Origin of the sequence: Pseudoalteromonas citrea, assembly GCF_000238375.3 — a bacterium.
Classification (GTDB): Bacteria; Pseudomonadota; Gammaproteobacteria; order Enterobacterales; family Alteromonadaceae; genus Pseudoalteromonas; species Pseudoalteromonas citrea.
This window is the reverse complement of record NZ_AHBZ03000012.1, coordinates 602134-622845: the sequence shown is the minus strand read 5'-3', so window position 1 is coordinate 622845 and position 20712 is coordinate 602134. Positions and strand designations below refer to the sequence as shown.

Genomic DNA, 20712 nt, shown 5'->3' with positions numbered 1-20712 from the left:
GATGCGTGCGTTTTTTGAAAAAGTCAAAATACTCAATCAAAGATGCAATTGGTCTTTTATATTTGGTGTTGGTTTTTTCATCGCTGTCATTATATCGCTAACAAAGAGCACATTTTGGGTCAGTGATTGGCTGGTAGAACACAAAGATGCTCAGTTAAAAAAGTTAACTGTATTAGGTCAACCTCATTACAGTAGTGAAAATGAAATTATATCGGCTATTAAACGAGTTGATTTAAGTAGCTATTTTGAGCTTGATGTAAAAGCTGTTCAGCAGTCGGTTCTGTCGTTGCCTTGGATTGCGAGTGTATCAGTGCGCAAGCAGTGGCCAGATCAACTGCATGTATATGTGGTTGAACACCAGCCAGTGGCAATATGGAATAGCGACTTATTGTTGAACGAAGAAGGTGAAGTTTTTCAAGCGCCAAATGAAAGCTTAGCCAGTAAATTGCCGCAATTGTACGGCCCAGAAGGCAGTGAGACTGAGGCGTGGCAAACATTTTTACAGTTAAAAGCGATGCTGGAAGTCAATCAGTTTCATTTAGTGAGTTTGGCCTTATCAGAGCGTTTTGCATGGCAATTGTGGTTAGATAATGGTGTGCGCTTAAATTTAGGGCGCGAAGAAAAAGCAAAGCGAGTACAGCGTTTTATTGATGTGTATCCGCAAATGCAAAGACCGGAAGGTGCGTTAATTGACGTGATAGATTTACGCTACGACACAGGGCTTGCGGTGAGCTGGAAATATCCGCAAGTTGAAGCACAACAAAATAAGAGTAAAGCATGACGAAGTCAGCAGAAAGAAACTTAGTGATAGGGCTCGATGTTGGTACCTCTAAAGTGGTAGCAACCGTGGGTGAGATCACCGCAGATAATCAGCTTAGTATTGTGGGTGTCGGTAACCAAGTCTCTCACGGCATGGACAAAGGTGGCGTGAATGATTTGAACTTGGTTTCTGAGTCAATTCGTCGTGCAATTGATGAAGCTGAACTGATGGCAGATTGTCGTATTAGTTCTGTGTATCTTGGTATATCGGGCAAACATATCCAATGCCAAAACGAAAGTGGCGTAGTGGCGATAAATAACTCTGAAGTAACAGATGATGACATAGCTAATGTGATCCATATCGCGCGTTCGGTGCCCATTTCTGCTGAACGTAAAATGCTGCACTCATTACCGCAAGAATATAGCATTGATATGCAAGAGGGCATTAAGAACCCACTTGGTATGAGCGGTGTGAGAATGGAGGCAAAAGCCCATATCATCACTTGTTCAAACGATATGGCAAAGAATATCGAAAAGTGTGTGGAGCGCTGTGGCCTTAATGTTGATCAGTTGACGTTTAGTGCATTAGCATCTTGCTACTCTGTGCTCACTGAAGATGAAAAAGAATTAGGGGTTGCCGTTGTTGATATTGGCGGTGGCACTATGGATATTGCTATCTACTTAAATGGAGCATTGCGCCACTCTGCTGTGATCCCTGTGGCAGGTAACCAAGTGACAGGTGATATTGCAAAAATATTCCGTACGCCGATATCCCATGCTGAATCACTGAAAGTACAATATGCATGTGCAAGTAGTCAGATGGCAAGTAGTGAGGAAACCATTGAAGTGCCGAGTGTTGGTGGTCGACCAGCCAGGTTAATGTCGCGCCATACGCTTTCAGAAGTTGTAGAGCCCCGTTATAGAGAGTTACTTGAGCTGACATTGGAAGAAATACGTCGTTCAGGGTTTGAAGATCAAATTGCTGCTGGACTGGTTATAACCGGAGGGAGTGGTAAAATGGCCGGCGCGCTAGAAGTGGCCGAAGATATTTGCCAAATGCCAGTAAGAGTGGGAAAACCCATTGGAATTACTGGATTAACAGATTATGTGAACGATCCTGCATACGCAACCGCGGTAGGTTTGTTACAATATGGCCGTACTCTGCAGTCGATGAATGCACAGAAGTCGAAATCAGAGTCGGAAGGAAATTGGTGGAACCGCGTTACGAAATGGTTCCAAGGCGAGTTTTAAGCTCAAGTCGGAGAGTGAAAGATGTTTGATATAATGGAACAACACAGCGAAGAAGCTGTTATTAAAGTCATTGGTGTTGGTGGCGGTGGTGGCAATGCCGTTGAACACATGGTTAAGCAAGAAATTGAAGGTGTGCGCTTTGTTGCTGCGAATACGGATGCACAAGCGTTACGCAAATCATCGGCTGATATCACCGTACAGCTTGGTACACAGATCACTTCAGGCTTAGGTGCTGGCGCAAACCCAGAGGTTGGTCGTAAGTCTGCTGAAGAAGATATTGAAACGATTAAAACAGCATTGGAAGGTGCTGATATGATCTTTATTGCTGCGGGTATGGGCGGTGGTACAGGTACAGGTGCTGCACCTGTTGTCGCGCGCGTAGCAAAAGAGCTTGGTATTTTAACGGTTGCTGTTGTGACTAGACCTTTTGATCTTGAAGGCAAAAAGCGTATGGCTGCAGCCGATCAAGGTATTGGTGAATTGTCAGAAATTGTAGATTCACTTATTACAATTCCAAACAATAAATTACTGAAAGTATTAGGGAAAGGCACTACATTATTAGATGCCTTTGCAAAGGCAAATGACGTACTTTACGGTGCAGTTCAAGGTATTGCCGAATTAATAACTCGTTCAGGATTGATCAATGTGGATTTCGCAGACGTAAGAACAGTAATGTCAGCGATGGGCACTGCGATGATGGGAACGGCTTCTGCGTCGGGTCCAGATCGTGCTCAAGAAGCGGCTGAAGCGGCCATTTCAAGCCCGTTATTAGAAGATGTTGATTTAACTGGTGCAAAAGGTATTTTGGTTAATATCACAGCAGGTATGGATATTACCATCGAAGAGTTTGAAATCGTGGGTAACCATGTAAAAGCCCTTGCATCAGAAAATGCAACGGTTGTTGTTGGTGCGGTTATTGACCCAGAAATGAGTGATGAACTGCGCGTGACCGTTGTTGCAACGGGTTTGGGTGGCGAACGTCGTCCTCAGTTTGGCATTGTGGATAATGGCTTCAAAAAAGCAGCTGGTGGTGACACAACGAGTACAGCTGCAAGTCAATCTGCGGGGATGTTTGTTCCGAGCTTTACTCAATCTGAGCCGGCGCAAGAAAGTACACCTAGCACAGTGAACACTGCACAAACGGTAAATGTTCCAGCGCCGGAGAGCCAGGTAGCATCTAAACCAACTGAACAGGAAAAAGAGAAGGGGGACTATTTTGATATTCCCGCATTCTTACGTAAGCAGTCAGACTAAACTGGCTATTAATTAAACAATTGGCAGGTGGTCGTATCTGTGATACAATCCGCCGCCTAAGTGTAATTTGAAGTAGGCGAAGCTATGATTAAACAACGTACAATTGCTGAAGTTGTTAAGGCAACGGGTGTAGGGCTTCACAAGGGTGAAAAGGTTACGATCACTCTCCGACCCGCGAGCGAAAATACCGGAGTGGTATTTCGTCGTGTTGATCTTGACCCTGTAGTGGACTTTGAAACCACGCCTGATGCTGTTGGTGACACGCAATTATGTACATGTTTAACAAATAAAGATGGTATTCGTCTTTCGACTACAGAGCATCTGATTGCGGCTGTTGCTGCACTAGGTATTGATAACCTAGTAGTAGAATTAGACAGTGCAGAAGTGCCAATAATGGACGGGAGTGCATTACCGTTCATTTATTTATTACAAAAAGGCGGCATTAAAGAGCAAAACGTTGCGAAACGCTTTATTCGCATCAAAGAAAAGGTGCGTATTGAAGACGGTGATAAGTGGGCTGAAATTACACCTTACGATGGTTTTCACATTGACTTCGAAATCGCATTTGATCACCCTGCAATTAATGATAGCCGTCAGCGCATAGGACTTGATATTACCGCGCAAAGTTTTACTGAAGAAATTAGTAGAGCGCGTACATTTGGGTTTATGAAAGACATTGAGTACATGCATGCTAATAACCTAGCACTAGGTGGAAGCATGGATAACGCCGTTGTGTTAGATGAGTATAAAGTATTAAACCCAAATGGATTACGCTATCCTGATGAGTTTGTGAAGCACAAAATACTCGATTGTGTGGGTGATATGTTTATGGCAGGTCATAACATTTTAGGAAAAATCACGTGTTATAAGTCGGGTCATGGCCTGAATAATAAACTATTACGTGAAATCATGGCGTCAGATACTGCATGGGAATGGGCTACATTTGAAGAGCCAATTAATATGCCAGCGCCAGGTATGGAAGTTACTACAGCATGAACTGCTAAAGATTCAAAGAAATGACGCGATAGCGTCATTTTTTTTGCTTATTTTTTTGTGCGTGTTTAGCTAATTTTAATAATTTGGCTTGCAAGCTAGGGGGAGCATTCCCCGCGATTTCAGTTAGCTGCTGAGCCGTTTGGTCACTCATGACTCTACCTTCAGTTTGTTGTGTTGGGGAAGATAGGCTATCTCTTTTAGGGGATAGTCGCTGTTGTGCTTCGGGGTTGGTGACGACTTTTACTTGTGCGCACTCTATCATTCCCGCAGCTCTAAACTGAGATAAAATCTCCATTTTTAAAAAGTTTAGTCGGGTCGCAAGAGTGGCTGATGCAGCCTCGATAACTAATGTGCCTTCACGATAGTTACCTACTCGGCACTTCTTAATTAAGACTGGCCCTACTGCTTTTTCTAAACACTTTTGCCATTGAGCCATTGCTTGCGATTTCTCGGTATAGCTCACCATTTTATTTGACCACTTGCCCATTAACTCATTGAGCTGCTTTGGGGCATACCGATTCTTTGCCATTGTTATTCGTTCAAAGTTTACCAACACACTCATCAGTATAGCGGCGCCTTAAAGTGAACAACAGTTAAATAGACAAGGAAGCTTGATTTATCGCTTATTATCACCATATCTAAGGTTAATCTCGATAATGTTTCAATTTGTTGCTACATTGGGTATTTGTTGCAAATAAAAATCGCAACGTTGGTTTACGTAAAACCGCTTTTTATCAGGAAAACCTCGCTGTTTTGACTTCAATGGTTTGCAGCAACGTAGAGTCTGGTATGATAGGGGTAATAAATTGAATTTGGCATAGAGCAAACGCAATTAAGCATTTGTTGCCGACAGGAAGCAGTGCGACCTCAGTACCCAATGACGTATATGCATAGGTAAGGTCAGCCATCAATAGAGTGAAAACGGTTTTAACATGATAGCTAATATTTTTACCAAGATTTTTGGTAGTCGCAATGACCGCACTATTAAAAACTTAAGAAAGACAGTTGCTTTAATTAATGCCTTGGAAGAGCAATACGCAGCTCTGACCGACGAACAACTAAAAGCTAAAACAGCGGAGTTCAGAACGCGTTTCGAGCAAGGCACGAGTTTAGATGATATTTTACCTGAAGCATTTGCAACAGTGCGTGAAGCATCGAAACGTGTTTACAAAATGCGCCATTTTGATGTGCAAATGATAGGTGGTATTGTCCTTCACCAAGGCCGTATTTCTGAAATGCGTACTGGTGAAGGTAAAACACTCACCGCAACATTACCTGCTTATCTTAACGGTTTAACGGGTAAGGGCGTTCACGTAATTACGGTAAACGATTACTTAGCGAAACGTGATGCAGAAACCAATCGCTCATTATTCGAGTTTTTAGGCTTGAGTGTGGGCTGCAACGTGCCAGGTATGATGCCTGAGCAGAAAAAGCAAGCTTACAAGGCTGATATCACATACGGAACCAACAATGAGTTTGGTTTTGATTACTTACGTGACAATATGGCATTTAGCATAGAAGAGCGAGTTCAACGCCCTCTATACTATGCAGTCGTGGATGAAGTGGATTCAATTTTGATTGATGAAGCACGTACACCACTGATTATTTCAGGCCCAGCGGAAGACAGCTCTGCGCTGTACACGCAAATTAATAAAATTGTCCCTTCTCTTATTTTACAAGACAAAGAAGATGAGGAAGGTGTTGAAGGTGATGGCGATTTCACAATTGATGAAAAGTCAAAACAAGTTCACCTTACTGAGCGTGGTCAATTAAACGTTGAAGAGCTATTACTTGAGCATAAGCTTATAGAAGAAGGTGACTCACTTTATTCAGCAGCCAGTATCACATTATTAAGCCATGTTTACGCCGCACTTCGTGCGCACAAACTCTACCAAAAAGACGTTGATTATGTAGTCAAAGACAATGAAGTCATTATTGTTGATGAGCATACCGGTCGTACAATGGAAGGGCGTCGTTGGTCGGAAGGGTTACACCAAGCTGTAGAGGCGAAAGAAGGTGTTCGTATTCAAAACGAAAACCAGACATTAGCATCGATTACATTCCAGAATTACTTCAGAATTTATGACAAGCTAGCTGGGATGACAGGTACCGCTGATACTGAAGCATTCGAATTCCAATCAATTTATGGTTTAGACACGGTTGTTATTCCTACAAACAAACCGATGGTTCGTGACGATAGAGCGGATTTGGTTTATTTAACTCAAGAAGAAAAGTTTGAAGCCATTCTTGAAGATATCAAAGGATGTCAGGAACGCGGTCAACCGGTTCTTGTTGGTACGGTGTCGATTGAAAGTTCAGAATACTTATCGCACTTTTTACGCAAAGAAAAAATTGAGCATAATGTTCTAAACGCGAAGTTCCATGAACAAGAAGCCGATATTGTTGCAGATGCGGGTTTACCGGGTAAAGTGACTATTGCAACCAACATGGCTGGTCGTGGTACCGATATTGTACTCGGTGGTAATTGGCAGAGTGATCTTGCTAAATTAGACAATCCATCAGAAGAAAAAATTGCTGAGGTGAAAAGCAAGTGGCAAGAAACGCACGATGCTGTATTGGCCGCTGGCGGTTTACATATAATTGGTACTGAGCGTCATGAGTCACGCCGTATCGATAATCAGCTTCGAGGCCGCTCGGGTCGTCAAGGTGATGCAGGTTCAAGCCGCTTCTATTTATCAATGGATGATGCGCTGATGCGTATTTTCGCTGGTGAACGCATGACAAACATGATGCGTAAACTGGGGATGCAGCGTGGTGAAGCAATCGAGCACCCTTGGGTAAACCGTGCAATTGAAAACGCACAGCGTAAAGTTGAAGCACGTAACTTTGATATTCGTAAGCAATTACTTGAATATGATGATGTGGCGAATGATCAACGTCGTGTTGTGTATGAGCAGCGTAATGAATTGCTTGAAGAAGGCGATATTTCAGAAACCATTAATGCTATTCGTAGCGATGTGCTTAATGGCACCATTGATCAGTTTATTCCACCGCAGAGTCTTGCTGAAATGTGGGATATCAAAGGTTTGGAAGAGCGTATTAAAGGTGACTTCCTTATCGAGCTGCCGATTGAAAAGTGGTTAGCTGATGATGAAAAACTATACGAAGAGAAGCTGCGCGACCGTATTAATGAAGAAGTAGAGCAATCTTATAAAGATAAAGAGCAGATGGTTGGCCCAGATGTGTTACGTCAGTTTGAAAAGGCAATCATGCTACAAAGCCTTGACCAGCACTGGAAAGATCATTTAGCTGCGATGGACCATTTGCGTCAAGGTATCCATTTACGTGGTTATGCACAGAAAAACCCGAAGCAAGAATATAAGCGTGAGTCATTTGAGTTATTCTCTGAAATGCTTGAAAACTTGAAAGTAGACGTAGTAGGTATTTTAAGTAAAGTTCAGGTACGTGCTGAAGAAGATGTTGAGAAAGTAGAACAGCAGCATCGTCGCAGTGAGCAAGCGCCTAAAGAGTACCAGCATGCTGAAGCTGAACAAGTTGGTGGCGAAGTACCAGAAGGTGTTACTGTCGCTGCAAGAACTGATGTTAAGGTCGGCAGAAACGAAGCATGTCCTTGTAAATCAGGGAAAAAGTTTAAACAATGTTGTGGTAAATTAAAGTAGCCATAAACATTTTTGTTTTATGAAAAAGCGACTCTTGAGTCGCTTTTTTTATCGGAGAATTTTTAGAATGAAAAAAGTCGTTGAAGTTGCTGTTGGGGTTATAAAAGCAAACAATCAAATATTTATAAGTAAGCGTCATGATGCGCAACACCAAGGCGGTTTATGGGAATTTCCTGGTGGTAAAATTGAAGCCGGTGAAACGGTATTTGATGCGCTAAAGAGAGAGTTAAAAGAAGAAGTTAATATTGATGTAGTAAGCTCTATTGAACTACAAGTGATAGAGCATGACTATATTGATAAGTCCGTACGATTGATGGTGCATATAGTCGAAGACTTCACCGGCGAAGCGAAAGGGTTAGAGTCACAAGTTTGCCAGTGGGTGGATATTCACGAATTGACCAATTATGACTTTCCAGAAGCAAATCAAGAAATTATCAGTCGGCTCCACAGTACAATTTAGAATAAACGCTGACGAACCTATATTTTTTGCGACTGATAGCTGGTATTTACAATGAGTCGGTTGTTTATTATGAGTGCTGGGGTTTATTATGAATAAAAATGTTAAATGGAATGGTTTTATGAAAAATGCCTCGTTAACGGCGCTTGGTGTTGCGCTCGCATTAGGTTTGAGCGGCTGTAGTGAGCCCCCTGTGGAAAATAACACATCAAAAACCGTGGTTGAACAACCGCAACCAGCGCTCAATTCTGGTATTGAATTAGCTAATATAGATAAGTCGGTACGCGCGCAAGATGACTTTTATTATCATGTAAATGGTAACTGGCTTAAAACGACAGAAATACCAGCTGATAAATCGAACTATGGCTCATTTACTGCTTTGTATGATGAGTCTCAGAAAGCGCTTCGAGCAGTTTTAGACAATGCCGTTGAGAATACCTCTGTAGAGCAAACGGATGATGAACGTAAGCTTGCCGATTTCTATAGTAGCTATCTTGACGAAATGGCAAGAGAGGAATTAGCTCTCGCACCATTGAAGTCTTATTTAGCGCCAGTGAATGCACTGACAGATAAAGCTCAGTTGCCGAGAGTCATGGCCAAGTTATTACTTCAAGGCGGCACCAACCCTTTTGCTTGGTATGTAAATAATGACGCGAAGAACTCTAGCGAGAATGCGCTCTATTTATATCAAAGTGGCTTAGGGTTACCTGACCGTGATTATTATTTAAAAGACAGTGACAAATTTGCCAATATTAGAGCACAGTACGTGCAATATATAGAGCAAGTGTTACTTCGTACCGGTGAACAAAAGCCTAAAGCAGCTTCCGCGCGCATCCTAAAACTAGAAACGGCAATTGCGACGGCACAGTGGTCGAGAGTAGAAAGTCGTGATGCCACTAAAAGCTACAATAAACTGTCGTTAAATGATGCAAATGCCTTGATCCCCGCATTTGATCTTCAAGCCTATTTCTCAACTGCAGGTTTAAAGGTGAGTGAGTTGGTTGTAAACCAGCCATCGTATATTGAGCAGTTATCACAAGTTGTTGATGAGAGTTCATTGACTACATGGCAACAGTACCTTACTTTCCACTTTGTAAACAACCATGCCGCGTTACTAAACAAAGAGATGGTTGATCTGAAGTTTAATTTTTTTGGTAAAACATTACGCGGTGTGCAGACACAAGCACCCACATGGAAAAAAGCGGTAGATGCCAGCAATGAAGTACTGGGTGAGCTGCTTGGTAAAATCTATGTAGAAACTTACTTTCCCCCTGAAGCCAAAGCACGCATGACGGAGTTAGTTAATAACGTAATTAAGGGCTTTGACCATGCGATAGACGACCTTGAATGGATGAGCGCAGAAACAAAAGTAGCAGCTAAGGATAAGTTAAGTAAATTTACGCCTAAGATTGGCTACCCAGAGAAATGGCGAGATTATTCTCAATTGAATATTGATGCCGATGATTTACTTGGAAATTATGTGCGCTATTCTGAGTGGGCTTATGCTGATATGGCAGCTAAAATTGGCAAACCAGTAGACCGTTCTGAGTGGTTTATGACACCGCAAACAGTCAATGCTTACTACAACCCTGTCAATAACGAAATTGTTTTTCCTGCTGCTATTTTGCAACCCCCATTTTTCAACCTTGAAGCCGATGATGCCGTTAACTATGGTGCCATTGGAGCTGTAATAGGTCATGAACTCGGGCATGGATTTGATGATCAAGGTGCGAAATATGACGGTGAAGGAAATCTTCGAAATTGGTGGAGCGAGTCTGATTTAAGTCAGTTTGAAAAGCGTGGCAATAAACTTATCGCACAATATGCGCAGTTTAAACCGTTCGAAGATGCCCATGTCAACGGTGATTTGACATTAGGTGAGAATATAGGTGACTTGGGTGGTTTGACTGTATCGTATAAAGCATATCAGTTAGCTTTAGCCGGTAAAGCTTCGCCAGTGATTGATGGTTACACTGGGGAGCAGCGCTTTTTTATGGGCTGGGCACAAATATGGCGCCGTCAATATAGAGAAGAAGAACTCCGTTCAAGGCTAATGACGGATTCGCATTCTCCGAGCCATTATCGTGTTATTGGGGTGCTCCCAAATATGCCTGAATTTTACAAAGCATTCGATGTTAAGCCGGGAGATGAAATGTATCTTGAGCCTACAGAGCGGGTGAAAATTTGGTAGGTTGACGGTTTTAATAAAATTTAATTTATATAGCCTACTGTTAAGTAGGCTTTTTTTTAAATTCATCTTAATAAATTGTTAGTTCAGTAAATATTGATAGCGCTGTCATTTTTGTTTTTATATGATGAAGCTAATGTTAATAGTGACTGAGCCCTTTAAGTTCATAGTTTTATATCAAATCATGAGTGCAAAGGCGTTTACCAAGGAGCAAACTTATGACCTTTAAGCAACACGTGCTAGCGAGTCTATTGATGACGACGCCGTTGTTCGCCAACGCTAACTTATCACAATCTCAATTAGACTCTTTTACCCAAGGCACAAAACTTGTATTTACCGCAGAAGATAACTTTCATAATGGTGCTTCAAGTCTAATTGCATCAATGACTTTGACGAATGATTCGGATATTGCGTTAGGTAAAGGTAAGTCAGATTGGCAAATTTATATACACTCAGTACGAAAAATTCATACTAAATCTGCGGCAGGTTTTTCCATTGAACATATTAATGGTGATCTACACCGCTTTGTTCCCAATGACGACTTTGCTGGATTAGCAGTTGGCGAGAGCATTAAGGTTGAATTTGAGGCAGGTGCTTGGGTTGCAGCATATAGTGACTTTATGCCACGTGCATTTATGGTCTCACAGCAGAATACTCCTGCTATTTTTGCAAATACAGACACTGAAGATTTCAAGCAATACATTGCGCCATTTGAGCGAGAAAACCAGCTCAGACGATATAATGATCCGGTTGATAAGACGAAGTTAGCATCGGCTGAGCTGCGCTATGAAAGAAACTTATCCTCGGTGAAGACAACAAAAGAAGATGCGTTAAAACGTATTATACCTCAACCACAAAAAGTAGACTTTAATCGTGGCAGCGCAGTGCTAGATTCAACGTGGGAGTTGCGTTTTGCAGGGCGTTTAACCTCTGAGGTAGCTGTTTTTAAAACTGATTTAGCCGATTATGGGTTAGAGCTAGAGAGTAAAGCCGACCATATTAAAGCCTCTAAAGCCCCGACTATTTACTTAAAAGTAGACGAAAGCTTGGCTGACGGTGCTGCTGAAAGTTATCAGCTAGAAATAGATGATGATAAAATCGAGATCATTGGTAGCGATAATGCTGGCGTGTTTTACGGTATTCAAAGCTTATTAGCGCTCTTCCCAGCAGGCAGCAAAAATACCATCACTGTTCCTAATGTTGAAATTGAAGATACGCCAAGGTTTGTATGGCGTGGCATGCACTATGACAACGCGCGTAATTATCATGGTAAAGATGCACTGTTTAAATTAGTAGAACAGATGGCGCGTTATAAACTGAACAAGTTTCATTGGCACTTTTCAGATGATGAAGGGTGGCGTGTTGAGATCCCAGGCTTACCCGAGTTAACCGATATTGGTGCTCATCGGTGCTTTGATTTAGAAGAACAACGCTGCCTGTTAACTCAGCTAGGAACTGGGCCATTTAAGTCTGGTTCAGGTAATGGATATTTATCACGAGAAGATTTTGTTGAGTTACTTAAGTTTGCTAATGCCCGCCATATTCAGATCATTCCTGAAATTGAAGGCCCAGGTCACGCGCGTGCTGCAATTAAATCAATGGAAGCGCGTTATAATAAATTAAAAGCACAGGGCAAACTTGACGAAGCTAAAGCATACTTACTGACAGATCCAAAAGATGAATCAAAATACATCACGGTGCAAAATTACACTGATAATTCATTTAATGTCTGTTTAGACTCAACGTATGCCTTTATTGAAAAAGTAACTTACGAGCTGCAAGCGATGTACCGAGATGCAGGCACTCGATTGACTAATTTACACTTTGGTGGAGATGAAGTGGGTAGTGGCTCATGGACACAATCACCAGCATGCGATGTACTTTTTACCGATGCCAATAATGGCATTGCTGGGGCTGCCGATTTAAAGCCTTATTTTACTCAAAAAGTCGCACATATATTTGCTAAACGCGGGATCTCCCCAGGTGCTTGGGAAGATGGCTTAATGTATGACAAAGTGAATCCATTTAAACGAGATGAATTCCCGAATCAAACTTTTACAGCAAACGTATGGGATAACATTTGGGAATGGGGGGTTGCTGACCGTGCTTATCGATTAGCAAATGATGGTTATCAGGTTATTTTGTCACACGGTACACACCTGTACTTTGATCACCCTTACGAAGCTCATCCAGAAGAGCGTGGTTACTATTGGGCGACACGATACATTGATACAAAGAAAGCATTTAGCTATATGCCGGATGACGTATACGCAAACGCTGATTTTACCCGTACACGAGAGCCGATTGTGAATCTAGAAGCCCTCGTAGGTAGAGCGATGCCTAAGCTTGAAAAGCCTGAAAATATTCTGGGTATGCAAGGGCAAGTATGGAGTGAAACCATTCGTACGGAAGAACAAGTATTAGCGATGATTTTCCCTCGAATTTTATCTGTTGCAGAACGAGCTTGGCACAAAGCAAGTTGGGAAGGGAATCAAATAGCAGAGAAACCTTTTGCGAAGGATTGGCAAAGCTTTTCTGCCGCTTTAGCGGTAAAAGAAGTTCCGAAGTTGATTTCAGCGGGTGTTGACGTAAATCTACCTGTACCTGGTGCCGTTCGAAAAGGTAATAAGGTTTATGCTAACAGTGCATTTCCTCATTTAGATATCGAATATAGCTTAGATAAAGGGGTTACTTGGGTAAATTATGCAGATCCGATCAGTGTAGACAATAACGTACCAGTGTTATTAAGAACTCGCTCTGGAGATGAAAATACAAGTAGAATCACAGAGTTAAACTAAATTTAAGTTAATATAAACTAAAAAAGGGCCGCTTGGTCCTTTTTTAGTGAACTAACTGGTTAAATTCTAGCTAGTCAAAAGTTAAATTTTAACGTAAAGTTAAATGTCAGCGCTGTCATTTTTAATGGTGGCCTAAAATTGCATCAATTTGGCACGTTAAATATATTGATGCTCAATAATTATACAGAAATCATTCTGATCTTATTCCTAGGTCTGCTGCAAAGCGGACCTGTAGTATATTAATTAGCAACAAGAAGAAACTTATGGAAGCGACAGTGGAAATTGAAGATAAAGTGAAGCAGAGTATCTGGCTCCCTATGGTGCTCGCTGGGTCAATGTTTTTTATTCTAGGGTGTATTACCTGGCTTAATGGTGCGATAACCCCATTTTTACAGCAAATGCTTGAACTAACGCCATTACAGGCGTCTTTCATCATTTCCTCTTTTTATATTGCTGTAACTGTCGCGGGTATTCCTTCGGCTATGCTAATTAAGCGGGTTGGTTATAAAAATGGTATGGCGCTTGGGTGTATCGTGATGGCTGCATCCGCGCTTATGTATATTCCAGCGGCAAAGCTGCAAATGATCGAGATATTCTTGTTCGCGCAGTTAATGATTGGTGTTGGGCAAACTATCTTACAAACAGCCGTTAACCCGTACGTTGTTAAAATGGGTTCAGAAAAGTCAGCAGCAGTTCGTGTATGTATTATGGGACTACTTAACAAGTCTGCGGGTGTAATTGTACCAATTATTTTTGCTGCGGTTGTTGTCAGTGGTGTAGTAGAGCCTGGTGCACAACTATCTCAAGAGCAAAAAGATGCAATGGCAAATAGCTTGATTATGCCGTACATCGGTGTTGCTGGTCTTATATTTCTATTTGCTGTTTTTGCTAAAATTGCCCCTCTTCCTGATTTAGTTTTTGAAGAGTCTGCCGGTAATGGCAAAGGTGAATTAAAAGAAGCATTGAGCCATCCTCATTTAGTACTGGGTGTTATTGGTATCGCGTTGTATGTTGCGGTTGAAGTTATCGCTGCCGATACCATCGGTTCTTATGCATTGCAGCTTGGTATTGCTGATTACTCTGTGATGACTTCTTATACTATGGCATGTATGCTTATTGGTTATGCTATCGGTATTGCACTTATTCCACGTTTCATGTCGCAACAAAATGCATTGGTTATGTCTGGGATCGCAGGTATCGTTACAGTATTGGCGGTCGTTACGGGAAGTAACGAGTCATTTGCAATTTCTAACATATTACTTGTACCATTTGGTGGACCTCAATTACCAGATCCGCTATTGTGTATCGCATTACTTGGTTTTGCCAACGCGATGGTTTGGCCTGCTATTTGGCCATTAGCGTTAAATGGACTAGGTCGTTTGACTGGTACGGCTTCTGGTTTACTTATTATGGGTATTGCCGGTGGTGCGTTAGGTCCGTTATTGATTGGTCTAGGTAATGTCGCAGGCTTAGGCGCTCAAGGCGCGTATAGCTTAATGATACCTAGTTACCTATTTATTTTATTCTATGCTCTTAAAGGTCATAAAATGACGAGCTGGAAATAACTGAATTTCTATCTGTAAATAGAAATAATCCCGTGTGTAATGCCACCTTTTAGGTGGCATTTTTTTTGTGAAAATAAACGACATATGTGGATCGGTTTTGTTAAAGCAACGATTGTGGTTACTTTTACATAAGAAAAACGATCAAATTGCCGGCGGTGAAATTTTTACCTATCACAGCTTTATTCCCAATATATTAATTAAAACCACATGGTAGTCCAATGCTTTAAGCGTAGGCTTTTGAGATGCTATCTATGTATTTCAAGTTTGACTGTAGCTATCAAACAGTGTCATTAAATCCCTTAAAGTAGCGATTAATCAGTGCCTTGTATCTATTTTTGTTGATATGAGGTTAAGTTAAGCAAGTCGGGTGTAATAGGTTATGGACCGTGAAAGCAGAACCGGTAGATGGTACTGTTATTTGGGCCGAGGGGATTAGTGGAGTTTCAATTAAATGATACCGTTATCTAGAGGTGCTTATTCTTATGCTAAACCACTTAAGTTGGCTGTAATCACTTGCTTATCTTTCCTGCGTAGGAGATGAACTAGACAATTAAGCTCACCACCTTCAAGTACCTTGCTTTTCTCTTCCTGACATAGGTCAGGGGCTGGAGTAACTATGCTCACCACTTTTAACCCTTCCATTTTCAAGTACCTCACTTTTGTCTTCCTGACGCAGGTCAGGATCCAGCTCTCTCGCGCTATCCATTTATTTACTCTATGCCGACTCATATTAGGTATTTCGAACACCTGTGTTTTGCTAGCTCAGTTATTTTTCGGGGGAATAAGTACTGATTTATAGCAATATGGCTTTCTTATGAGGATGTTCGATGCTTACTGAATGCTATGTAAAATACAGAAGTGATATTCTAGTATAGGTTGGAAGTTCATTGTGCTTTGCTTAGTGAGGCGTTGCTAGTTGTATACAACGGGGTACGCGAACCAAGCATACAAGCCTGCTGTGTGCATATTAGAGTACTGGTGTATGAAAATGTGAAAAATAAAAATAATTAAATCAACGTTTTTTGAAGTTTAGTCAATACTTACTACTAGATTTATTACTGAAAGATAGAGATATAGTTCTAGATTTGAAGTTCAATAAAGTAGACTTCAAACAAAGGGGGAAGATGGGGCGACTGATGGGGCTCGAACCCACGACAACCGGAATCACAATCCAGGGCTCTACCAACTGAGCTACAGCCGCCACAACACACCTCGTTTGGTGTGGCGCGCATAATACATAATATTTTGAGTCTTGCAAAGAGAAAAATGCATTTTTTTCCAAAAAAGGAAAAAACCAAAAAAGTCATCCCATACAGCAAATATTCATATAGGCTATGTATGATCCACCAAAACTATTATAAGCGCTCTCAAGGAGGCTCTATGGACACCATCATCAACTGGGTAAATGAGAATTCCGATGTGTTATTACATTATGGAGTTCAAATCATTCTCGCAATTATCATTCTATTAATCGGTGTGAAAGTTGCTAAGTTCTGTGCAGGGCTGACTGAAAAAGCCTTCTCAAAACGTAATATCGACAAAGCCGTTGGTGGCTTTGTTGCCAATATAATTTATGCCCTAGTCTTTGCTGCCACCATATTGATGGCGCTTTCCCAAGTCGGCATACAAACCACTTCGTTTGTTGCTATTTTGGGTGCTGCCGGTTTAGCAGTAGGCCTAGCATTACAAGGTTCATTGTCTAATTTTGCTTCAGGCGTATTAATCATTATGCTGCGCCCGTTTAAGTCTGGGGATTTTATTGAGGCTGGCGGAAAATCTGGTAGTGTTGAAAAGATAGAGATATTCTCAACTGAGTTACGTACACCAGATAACAAAGTGATCATCATGCCTAATTCTGCGATCATGTCTGGCGCAATTGTAAACTATTCAAGAGAAAAAACACGTCGCATTGATTTAGTGATTGGTGTGAGTTACGAAGCTGATTTAAAACAAACTAAGCAAGTGCTACAACAGGTATTAGATCAAGAGTCGCGATTGTTAAAGACCCCAGCATACACTGTCGCAGTTTCAGAACTTGCCGATTCAAGTGTTAATTTTGTAGTGCGCCCTTGGGTTAATACATCTGATTATTGGCCAACGTATTTTAGCTTGGTGGAAAATATTAAACTCGCCCTTGATGATGCAGGTATTGCCATTCCATTTCCGCAAATGGATGTTCATCTTCATAAAGATTCTTAATAGTAAGGTTATTTAGTAATGAAAGTTAAATTGTTATCTATGTGTGTTTGTGCGGCTATTGTGACATCTGCGCAAGCTGCAGATACAAAAGAGCAAAAAACATGGGATGTGACCAGTGAAGTAGGTGCAATTATTACCAGTGGTAACACTGAGACTACGACACTAAAAGGTGGATTGAAAGCGAAGCACCACTTAGAAAATTGGCACAATGAATACAAAGTAAATGGCATCTATAAAGAAGATGAAATTGAAAGTGACGGCCGTAAAATAGACAAACGTACAAATGAAAAGTATGGACTGTCGTTACAAGGTAACGACAAGTTAGGCACTGAAGGCAGTCATTTATTTGTGCTTGGTTCTTATGTGTCAGACTATTTTGGTGCATACCGTAACGAAGCACTGGCATCTGTTGGTTACGGTCTCACATTACTTGATAGTGATGACATGAATTTGAGCTTTGAAATCGGTCCAGGTATGAAGTGGTTTGAGTACGGCAAAGATACTACAGATGATGAAGGCAATTTGATCGAAGGCCAGTCTGAAAGTGAATTTGTAGGCGTAGCTAAAGCAAATTACGATTGGCAAATTTCAGATAATGCAAAGTTTACTCAATTATTTGCGGTAGAAACCGGTAGCACGAATACGAAGAGTATTTCGGAGTCTGCGTTGCTAACTAAGATAAACGGCTCTTTACAGATGAAGGTTGCCTATAACATCATCCATAATTCAGACGTTGATGATAGTAAAGAAAATACCGATACAGAAACGTCACTGACCTTAGTTTATAGCTTTTAATTATTACAATTTCACACATAAATGGGGCCGTTGGCCCCATTTTTTTTATCGTGAAAATACGGTATGATGCGTCGGTTAACTCACGCACTTAATTTATAAGGGTATATTTGTGAAGTTCAGTAAATTAGTCGTTGTTGCGACGCTGTTATTTTCATTAATTTATATAAACATGGAAGAAGCTGTGGCTGCGACTCCGAGCGCCCAGCAAATGGAGCAGTTCAAAAAGCTACCAAAAGCCCAGCAAGAGGCGCTTGCAAAAAAATATGGCTTTAATTTAAAGGATTTGAAAGGAAAACAAAGCGATGATCAAAATATTGAGCTTCCTGAATCCACGATTGAGCCGCGAAGTAAAGAAGAAATTGAAGCGGATGAATTAGAAGAAAAGTTTAAGCCAAAAGAAGATGAATTAAAGCCATTTGGTTATGAGCTATTTGAAGGTGAGCCGACTACGTTTATTCCTACCGAACTTGCCGCGATCCCAGATACTTATCTCATTGGGGTTGGTGATGACGTTAAAATTAATTTGTACGGCAAAACCAGTGAAGAGCATGAGGTAAAAGTAGACCGAGAAGGTCGATTAGTTATTCCGGGATTGCCACCAGTGCATGTCGTGGGGATGTCATTTCGAGAGTTAAAAGAATTTATTAAAAGTAAAGTATCAGAAGAGATGATAGGTGTTCGTGCTTTTGTAAGCATGGGGCAACTCAATGCGATGCGCATAATGGTTGTGGGTGAAGCATATAAGCCTGGCAGCTATACAGTATCCCCTTTGGCTACCGTGACACATGCTTTATTTGTTGCCGGCGGTGTTAACGAGCTAGGATCTTTACGAAAAATTCAAGTTAAGCGTGCTGGTAAAAAAGTAACAACGTTTGATCTCTATGATTTATTATTATTTGGTGATAGTTCTAAAGATGTCAGTTTAAAACCAGGTGATGTGGTATTTATTCCTCCAGCAGCGAAAAAAATTAAAATTAGAGGTGAAGTGACACGTAAAGCAATCTTTGAATTGGTTGAGAAAGATGATGCGCTAAGCGTCATTGCAATGTCTGGTGGGTTTAAAGCGAGTGCGAATAAGTCTAAAGTTGTTGTTTCTCGGTTTAATGGTTCAGGGTCACGCGTAACATTAAATGTAAACTTTAATGGGGAAACGCAATATAAGCCAATGAATGGCGATGAAATTGTTGTGAATACGGCTTCACAGAGAATGAAAAACACCATTACTTTAATTGGTGCAGTAACAAGCCCTGGTAATTATGAGTGGCATGAAGGTAAAACAATTCGTGATGTCTTTACAAGTCCAAGAGATGACATATTGCCGATTGCCGACTTTTCATATGCATTAATTGTTCGTGAGGTAAACTTAGAGGGGGATATTGAAGTTCTACAGTTTTCTCCAGAGGACGCCTTAGTTACTAAAAAATCTAACGTAATATTACAGAGCAATGATACTGTTATTGTATTTAGTCGCTATGATTTAAAAGCGGATGAAGAGTCGACGTTACAAAGTTTAGCGTACAATCAAGAACAATTGAAATTAAAAGAAAATATCCTTTTATGGGAACAGTATGAGCGTGGCGAATTTCTTAAATTTATCGGTGTGAAAGAGGATGATGAGTTTGACTTTTCTGAAGAAGAAGAGGAGTTCATCAGTAGTATTAATGCATTATTCGAGGAAGATGACGAAATTGAAGAAGATGAATATGCTGTTTTTAGCCGTCATAATCTTTTAAAACCGATAGTTGCTAAATTACAAAAGCAAGCGACTGCATCTGCTCCAGCAAAGCTGTTTGCAGTAAACGGTCGAGTTAAATTCCCTGGGGTCTATCCTTTACCTAAAAATGCCAACTTTGCGATGTCCATAGAGGCTGGTGGTGGTTTCTTGGAGTCGGCATATCTGGATAAAGTAGAACTAACCCGTGTTCATGCTGATAATTTAAAGCAAGTAGAGCATATTCAGTTTAGTGCTCGTGATGAGTTACAGGCGCTAGAACATACATTGCAGAGTAAAGATACGGTCAATATCTTTCCAAAACCGAATTGGCATGAAAAGCTAGAAGTTGAAGTTGTTGGTGAAGTTATGTTCCCAGGTACTTACACAATTCAAAGAGGTGAAACGTTAGAGAGCTTAGTCAAACGTGCTGGCGGCTTTAGTGAGTTTGCTCATAAAGAAGCTGCGATCTTTACACGAGAGTCAATAAAGCGAAAAGAAAAGTCACAAATACAAAGGTTAACACAAGAGTTAAGACGAGACATTGTGACAAACAGTTTTCAGCAAGTGAGCAAAACAAGCAGTGCAGAATTACCGTATGAAGATCTTGATCAAATATTAAAAGATCTTTCAAAAATAGAAGCGGTTGGCAGGCTTGTGATTGATTTGGATAATCCATCTTCGCAGAGTTTACAACTTGAAGGGCAGGATGCGCTTTATATACCAGCAATTCAAGATTCTGTCAGTGTAATTGGTGAAGTAAACCTTGCATCAACGCATATATATGACGCGAACAAAGATGTTAGCAATTACATTAAAGCCAGTGGTGGTTTTAAGCAAAAAGCGGATGAAGATAGGATCTATATTATTAAGGCAAACGGTTCGGTTGAATTACCTAATGACAGTGGCTCTTGGTTTGCTGTAAATCAAGAAAGCAACCAACTTTCGCCTGGTGATACGATTGTTGTACCATTGGATTCTCAACACTTGGATAGCTTAACCTTATGGAGCACGGCGACTCAGATCATTTATCAGCTCGGCCTAGCTGCAGCATCCATTGCGACATTGAATAAATAGATGCCGCTTATATTTTATACG

General features: G+C 41.0%; 14 protein-coding genes and 1 tRNA gene. 12 read left to right on the top strand and 3 right to left on the bottom strand.

The window, feature by feature from the left end; genetic code table 11:
- The first annotated feature begins 1 nt into the window (after position 1).
- The 4 genes from PCIT_RS02830 to lpxC all read left to right on the top strand — a co-directional run bounded on the left by PCIT_RS02830 (position 2) and on the right by lpxC (position 4260).
- On the top strand, positions 2-781 hold the full coding sequence (locus PCIT_RS02830; RefSeq protein ID WP_010361410.1) for a cell division protein FtsQ/DivIB: 780 nt from the start codon (positions 2-4) through the stop codon (positions 779-781).
- On the top strand, positions 778-2010 hold the full coding sequence (gene ftsA / locus PCIT_RS02825; RefSeq protein WP_010361411.1) for a cell division protein FtsA: 1233 nt from the start codon (positions 778-780) through the stop codon (positions 2008-2010). The genes PCIT_RS02830 and ftsA overlap by 4 nt, the downstream gene beginning before the upstream one ends.
- A 21-nt stretch (positions 2011-2031) precedes the next feature.
- On the top strand, positions 2032-3264 hold the full coding sequence (gene ftsZ, locus PCIT_RS02820; RefSeq protein ID WP_010361412.1) for a cell division protein FtsZ: 1233 nt from the start codon (positions 2032-2034) through the stop codon (positions 3262-3264).
- An 84-nt stretch (positions 3265-3348) separates the two neighbouring features.
- Entirely contained in the window at positions 3349-4260 is a 912-nt protein-coding gene (gene lpxC / locus PCIT_RS02815; protein ID WP_010361413.1) for a UDP-3-O-acyl-N-acetylglucosamine deacetylase, read from the top strand.
- 34 nt (positions 4261-4294) lie between these two features.
- Here the strand turns inward: lpxC and PCIT_RS02810 are convergent, their stop codons facing one another.
- Complete coding sequence (locus PCIT_RS02810; RefSeq protein ID WP_040698036.1) at positions 4295-4789, bottom strand: DUF721 domain-containing protein; 495 nt, start codon at positions 4787-4789, stop codon at positions 4295-4297.
- A gap of 403 nt (positions 4790-5192) precedes the next feature.
- Here PCIT_RS02810 and secA point away from each other — a divergent pair, with 403 nt between their 5' ends.
- The 5 genes from secA to nagP all read left to right on the top strand — a co-directional run bounded on the left by secA (position 5193) and on the right by nagP (position 14909).
- Positions 5193-7901 (top strand): preprotein translocase subunit SecA, encoded by a 2709-nt coding sequence (gene secA / locus PCIT_RS02805; RefSeq protein ID WP_010361415.1) that lies wholly within the window; start codon positions 5193-5195, stop codon positions 7899-7901.
- 67 nt (positions 7902-7968) lie between these two features.
- Positions 7969-8361 carry an 8-oxo-dGTP diphosphatase MutT gene (mutT, locus tag PCIT_RS02800; protein ID WP_010361416.1) on the top strand — a complete coding sequence of 131 codons (393 nt, stop codon included), beginning with the start codon at positions 7969-7971 and terminating at the stop codon, positions 8359-8361.
- Positions 8362-8479: 118 nt separating this feature from the next.
- Complete coding sequence (locus tag PCIT_RS02795; protein WP_010361417.1) at positions 8480-10549, top strand: M13 family metallopeptidase; 2070 nt, start codon at positions 8480-8482, stop codon at positions 10547-10549.
- A gap of 215 nt (positions 10550-10764) precedes the next feature.
- Complete coding sequence (locus tag PCIT_RS02790) at positions 10765-13344, top strand: family 20 glycosylhydrolase (RefSeq protein WP_010361418.1); 2580 nt, start codon at positions 10765-10767, stop codon at positions 13342-13344.
- Between the two features lie 263 nt (positions 13345-13607).
- Positions 13608-14909, top strand: coding sequence for an N-acetylglucosamine MFS transporter NagP (gene nagP / locus PCIT_RS02785; RefSeq protein WP_010361419.1), 1302 nt, complete (start codon positions 13608-13610; stop codon positions 14907-14909).
- A gap of 480 nt (positions 14910-15389) precedes the next feature.
- On the opposite strand, the gene PCIT_RS02780 is transcribed toward nagP, so the two are convergent.
- Together PCIT_RS02780 and PCIT_RS02775 are read right to left on the bottom strand one after the other, a co-directional pair.
- On the bottom strand, positions 15390-15551 hold the full coding sequence (locus PCIT_RS02780) for a hypothetical protein (protein ID WP_157592884.1): 162 nt from the start codon (positions 15549-15551) through the stop codon (positions 15390-15392).
- Between the two features lie 483 nt (positions 15552-16034).
- Positions 16035-16110: transfer RNA gene (locus tag PCIT_RS02775), tRNA-His, on the bottom strand.
- Between the two features lie 179 nt (positions 16111-16289).
- On the opposite strand from PCIT_RS02775, the gene PCIT_RS02770 reads away from it, so the two are divergent.
- The 3 genes from PCIT_RS02770 (at position 16290) to PCIT_RS02760 (ending at position 20691) form a co-directional block, all read left to right on the top strand.
- The gene (locus tag PCIT_RS02770; RefSeq protein ID WP_010361420.1) at positions 16290-17108 is read left to right on the top strand and encodes a mechanosensitive ion channel family protein; all 819 of its coding nucleotides are present in this window, start codon (positions 16290-16292) and stop codon (positions 17106-17108) included.
- 18 nt (positions 17109-17126) lie between these two features.
- Positions 17127-17903, top strand: coding sequence for a DUF481 domain-containing protein (locus PCIT_RS02765; RefSeq protein WP_010361421.1), 777 nt, complete (start codon positions 17127-17129; stop codon positions 17901-17903).
- A gap of 169 nt (positions 17904-18072) precedes the next feature.
- Positions 18073-20691 carry a polysaccharide biosynthesis/export family protein gene (locus tag PCIT_RS02760; RefSeq protein ID WP_052023330.1) on the top strand — a complete coding sequence of 873 codons (2619 nt, stop codon included), beginning with the start codon at positions 18073-18075 and terminating at the stop codon, positions 20689-20691.
- Positions 20692-20712 lie beyond the last annotated feature (21 nt).

Excerpts from the sequence above, each read along its gene's own strand:
- PCIT_RS02790 (WP_010361418.1), top strand. The coding sequence starts at position 10,765 with ATGACCTTTAAGCAACACGTGCTAGCGAGTCTATTGATGACGACGCCG.
- PCIT_RS02780 (WP_157592884.1), bottom strand. The coding sequence starts at position 15,551 with ATGGAAGGGTTAAAAGTGGTGAGCATAGTTACTCCAGCCCCTGACCTA.
- PCIT_RS02760 (WP_052023330.1), top strand. The coding sequence starts at position 18,073 with ATGGAAGAAGCTGTGGCTGCGACTCCGAGCGCCCAGCAAATGGAGCAG.
- lpxC (WP_010361413.1), top strand. The coding sequence starts at position 3,349 with ATGATTAAACAACGTACAATTGCTGAAGTTGTTAAGGCAACGGGTGTA.
- PCIT_RS02810 (WP_040698036.1), bottom strand. The coding sequence starts at position 4,789 with ATGGCAAAGAATCGGTATGCCCCAAAGCAGCTCAATGAGTTAATGGGC.
- mutT (WP_010361416.1), top strand. The coding sequence starts at position 7,969 with ATGAAAAAAGTCGTTGAAGTTGCTGTTGGGGTTATAAAAGCAAACAAT.
- PCIT_RS02765 (WP_010361421.1), top strand. The coding sequence starts at position 17,127 with ATGAAAGTTAAATTGTTATCTATGTGTGTTTGTGCGGCTATTGTGACA.
- PCIT_RS02795 (WP_010361417.1), top strand. The coding sequence starts at position 8,480 with ATGAAAAATGCCTCGTTAACGGCGCTTGGTGTTGCGCTCGCATTAGGT.
- secA (WP_010361415.1), top strand. The coding sequence starts at position 5,193 with ATGATAGCTAATATTTTTACCAAGATTTTTGGTAGTCGCAATGACCGC.
- ftsA (WP_010361411.1), top strand. The coding sequence starts at position 778 with ATGACGAAGTCAGCAGAAAGAAACTTAGTGATAGGGCTCGATGTTGGT.
- PCIT_RS02830 (WP_010361410.1), top strand. The coding sequence starts at position 2 with ATGCGTGCGTTTTTTGAAAAAGTCAAAATACTCAATCAAAGATGCAAT.
- ftsZ (WP_010361412.1), top strand. The coding sequence starts at position 2,032 with ATGTTTGATATAATGGAACAACACAGCGAAGAAGCTGTTATTAAAGTC.
- PCIT_RS02770 (WP_010361420.1), top strand. The coding sequence starts at position 16,290 with ATGGACACCATCATCAACTGGGTAAATGAGAATTCCGATGTGTTATTA.
- nagP (WP_010361419.1), top strand. The coding sequence starts at position 13,608 with ATGGAAGCGACAGTGGAAATTGAAGATAAAGTGAAGCAGAGTATCTGG.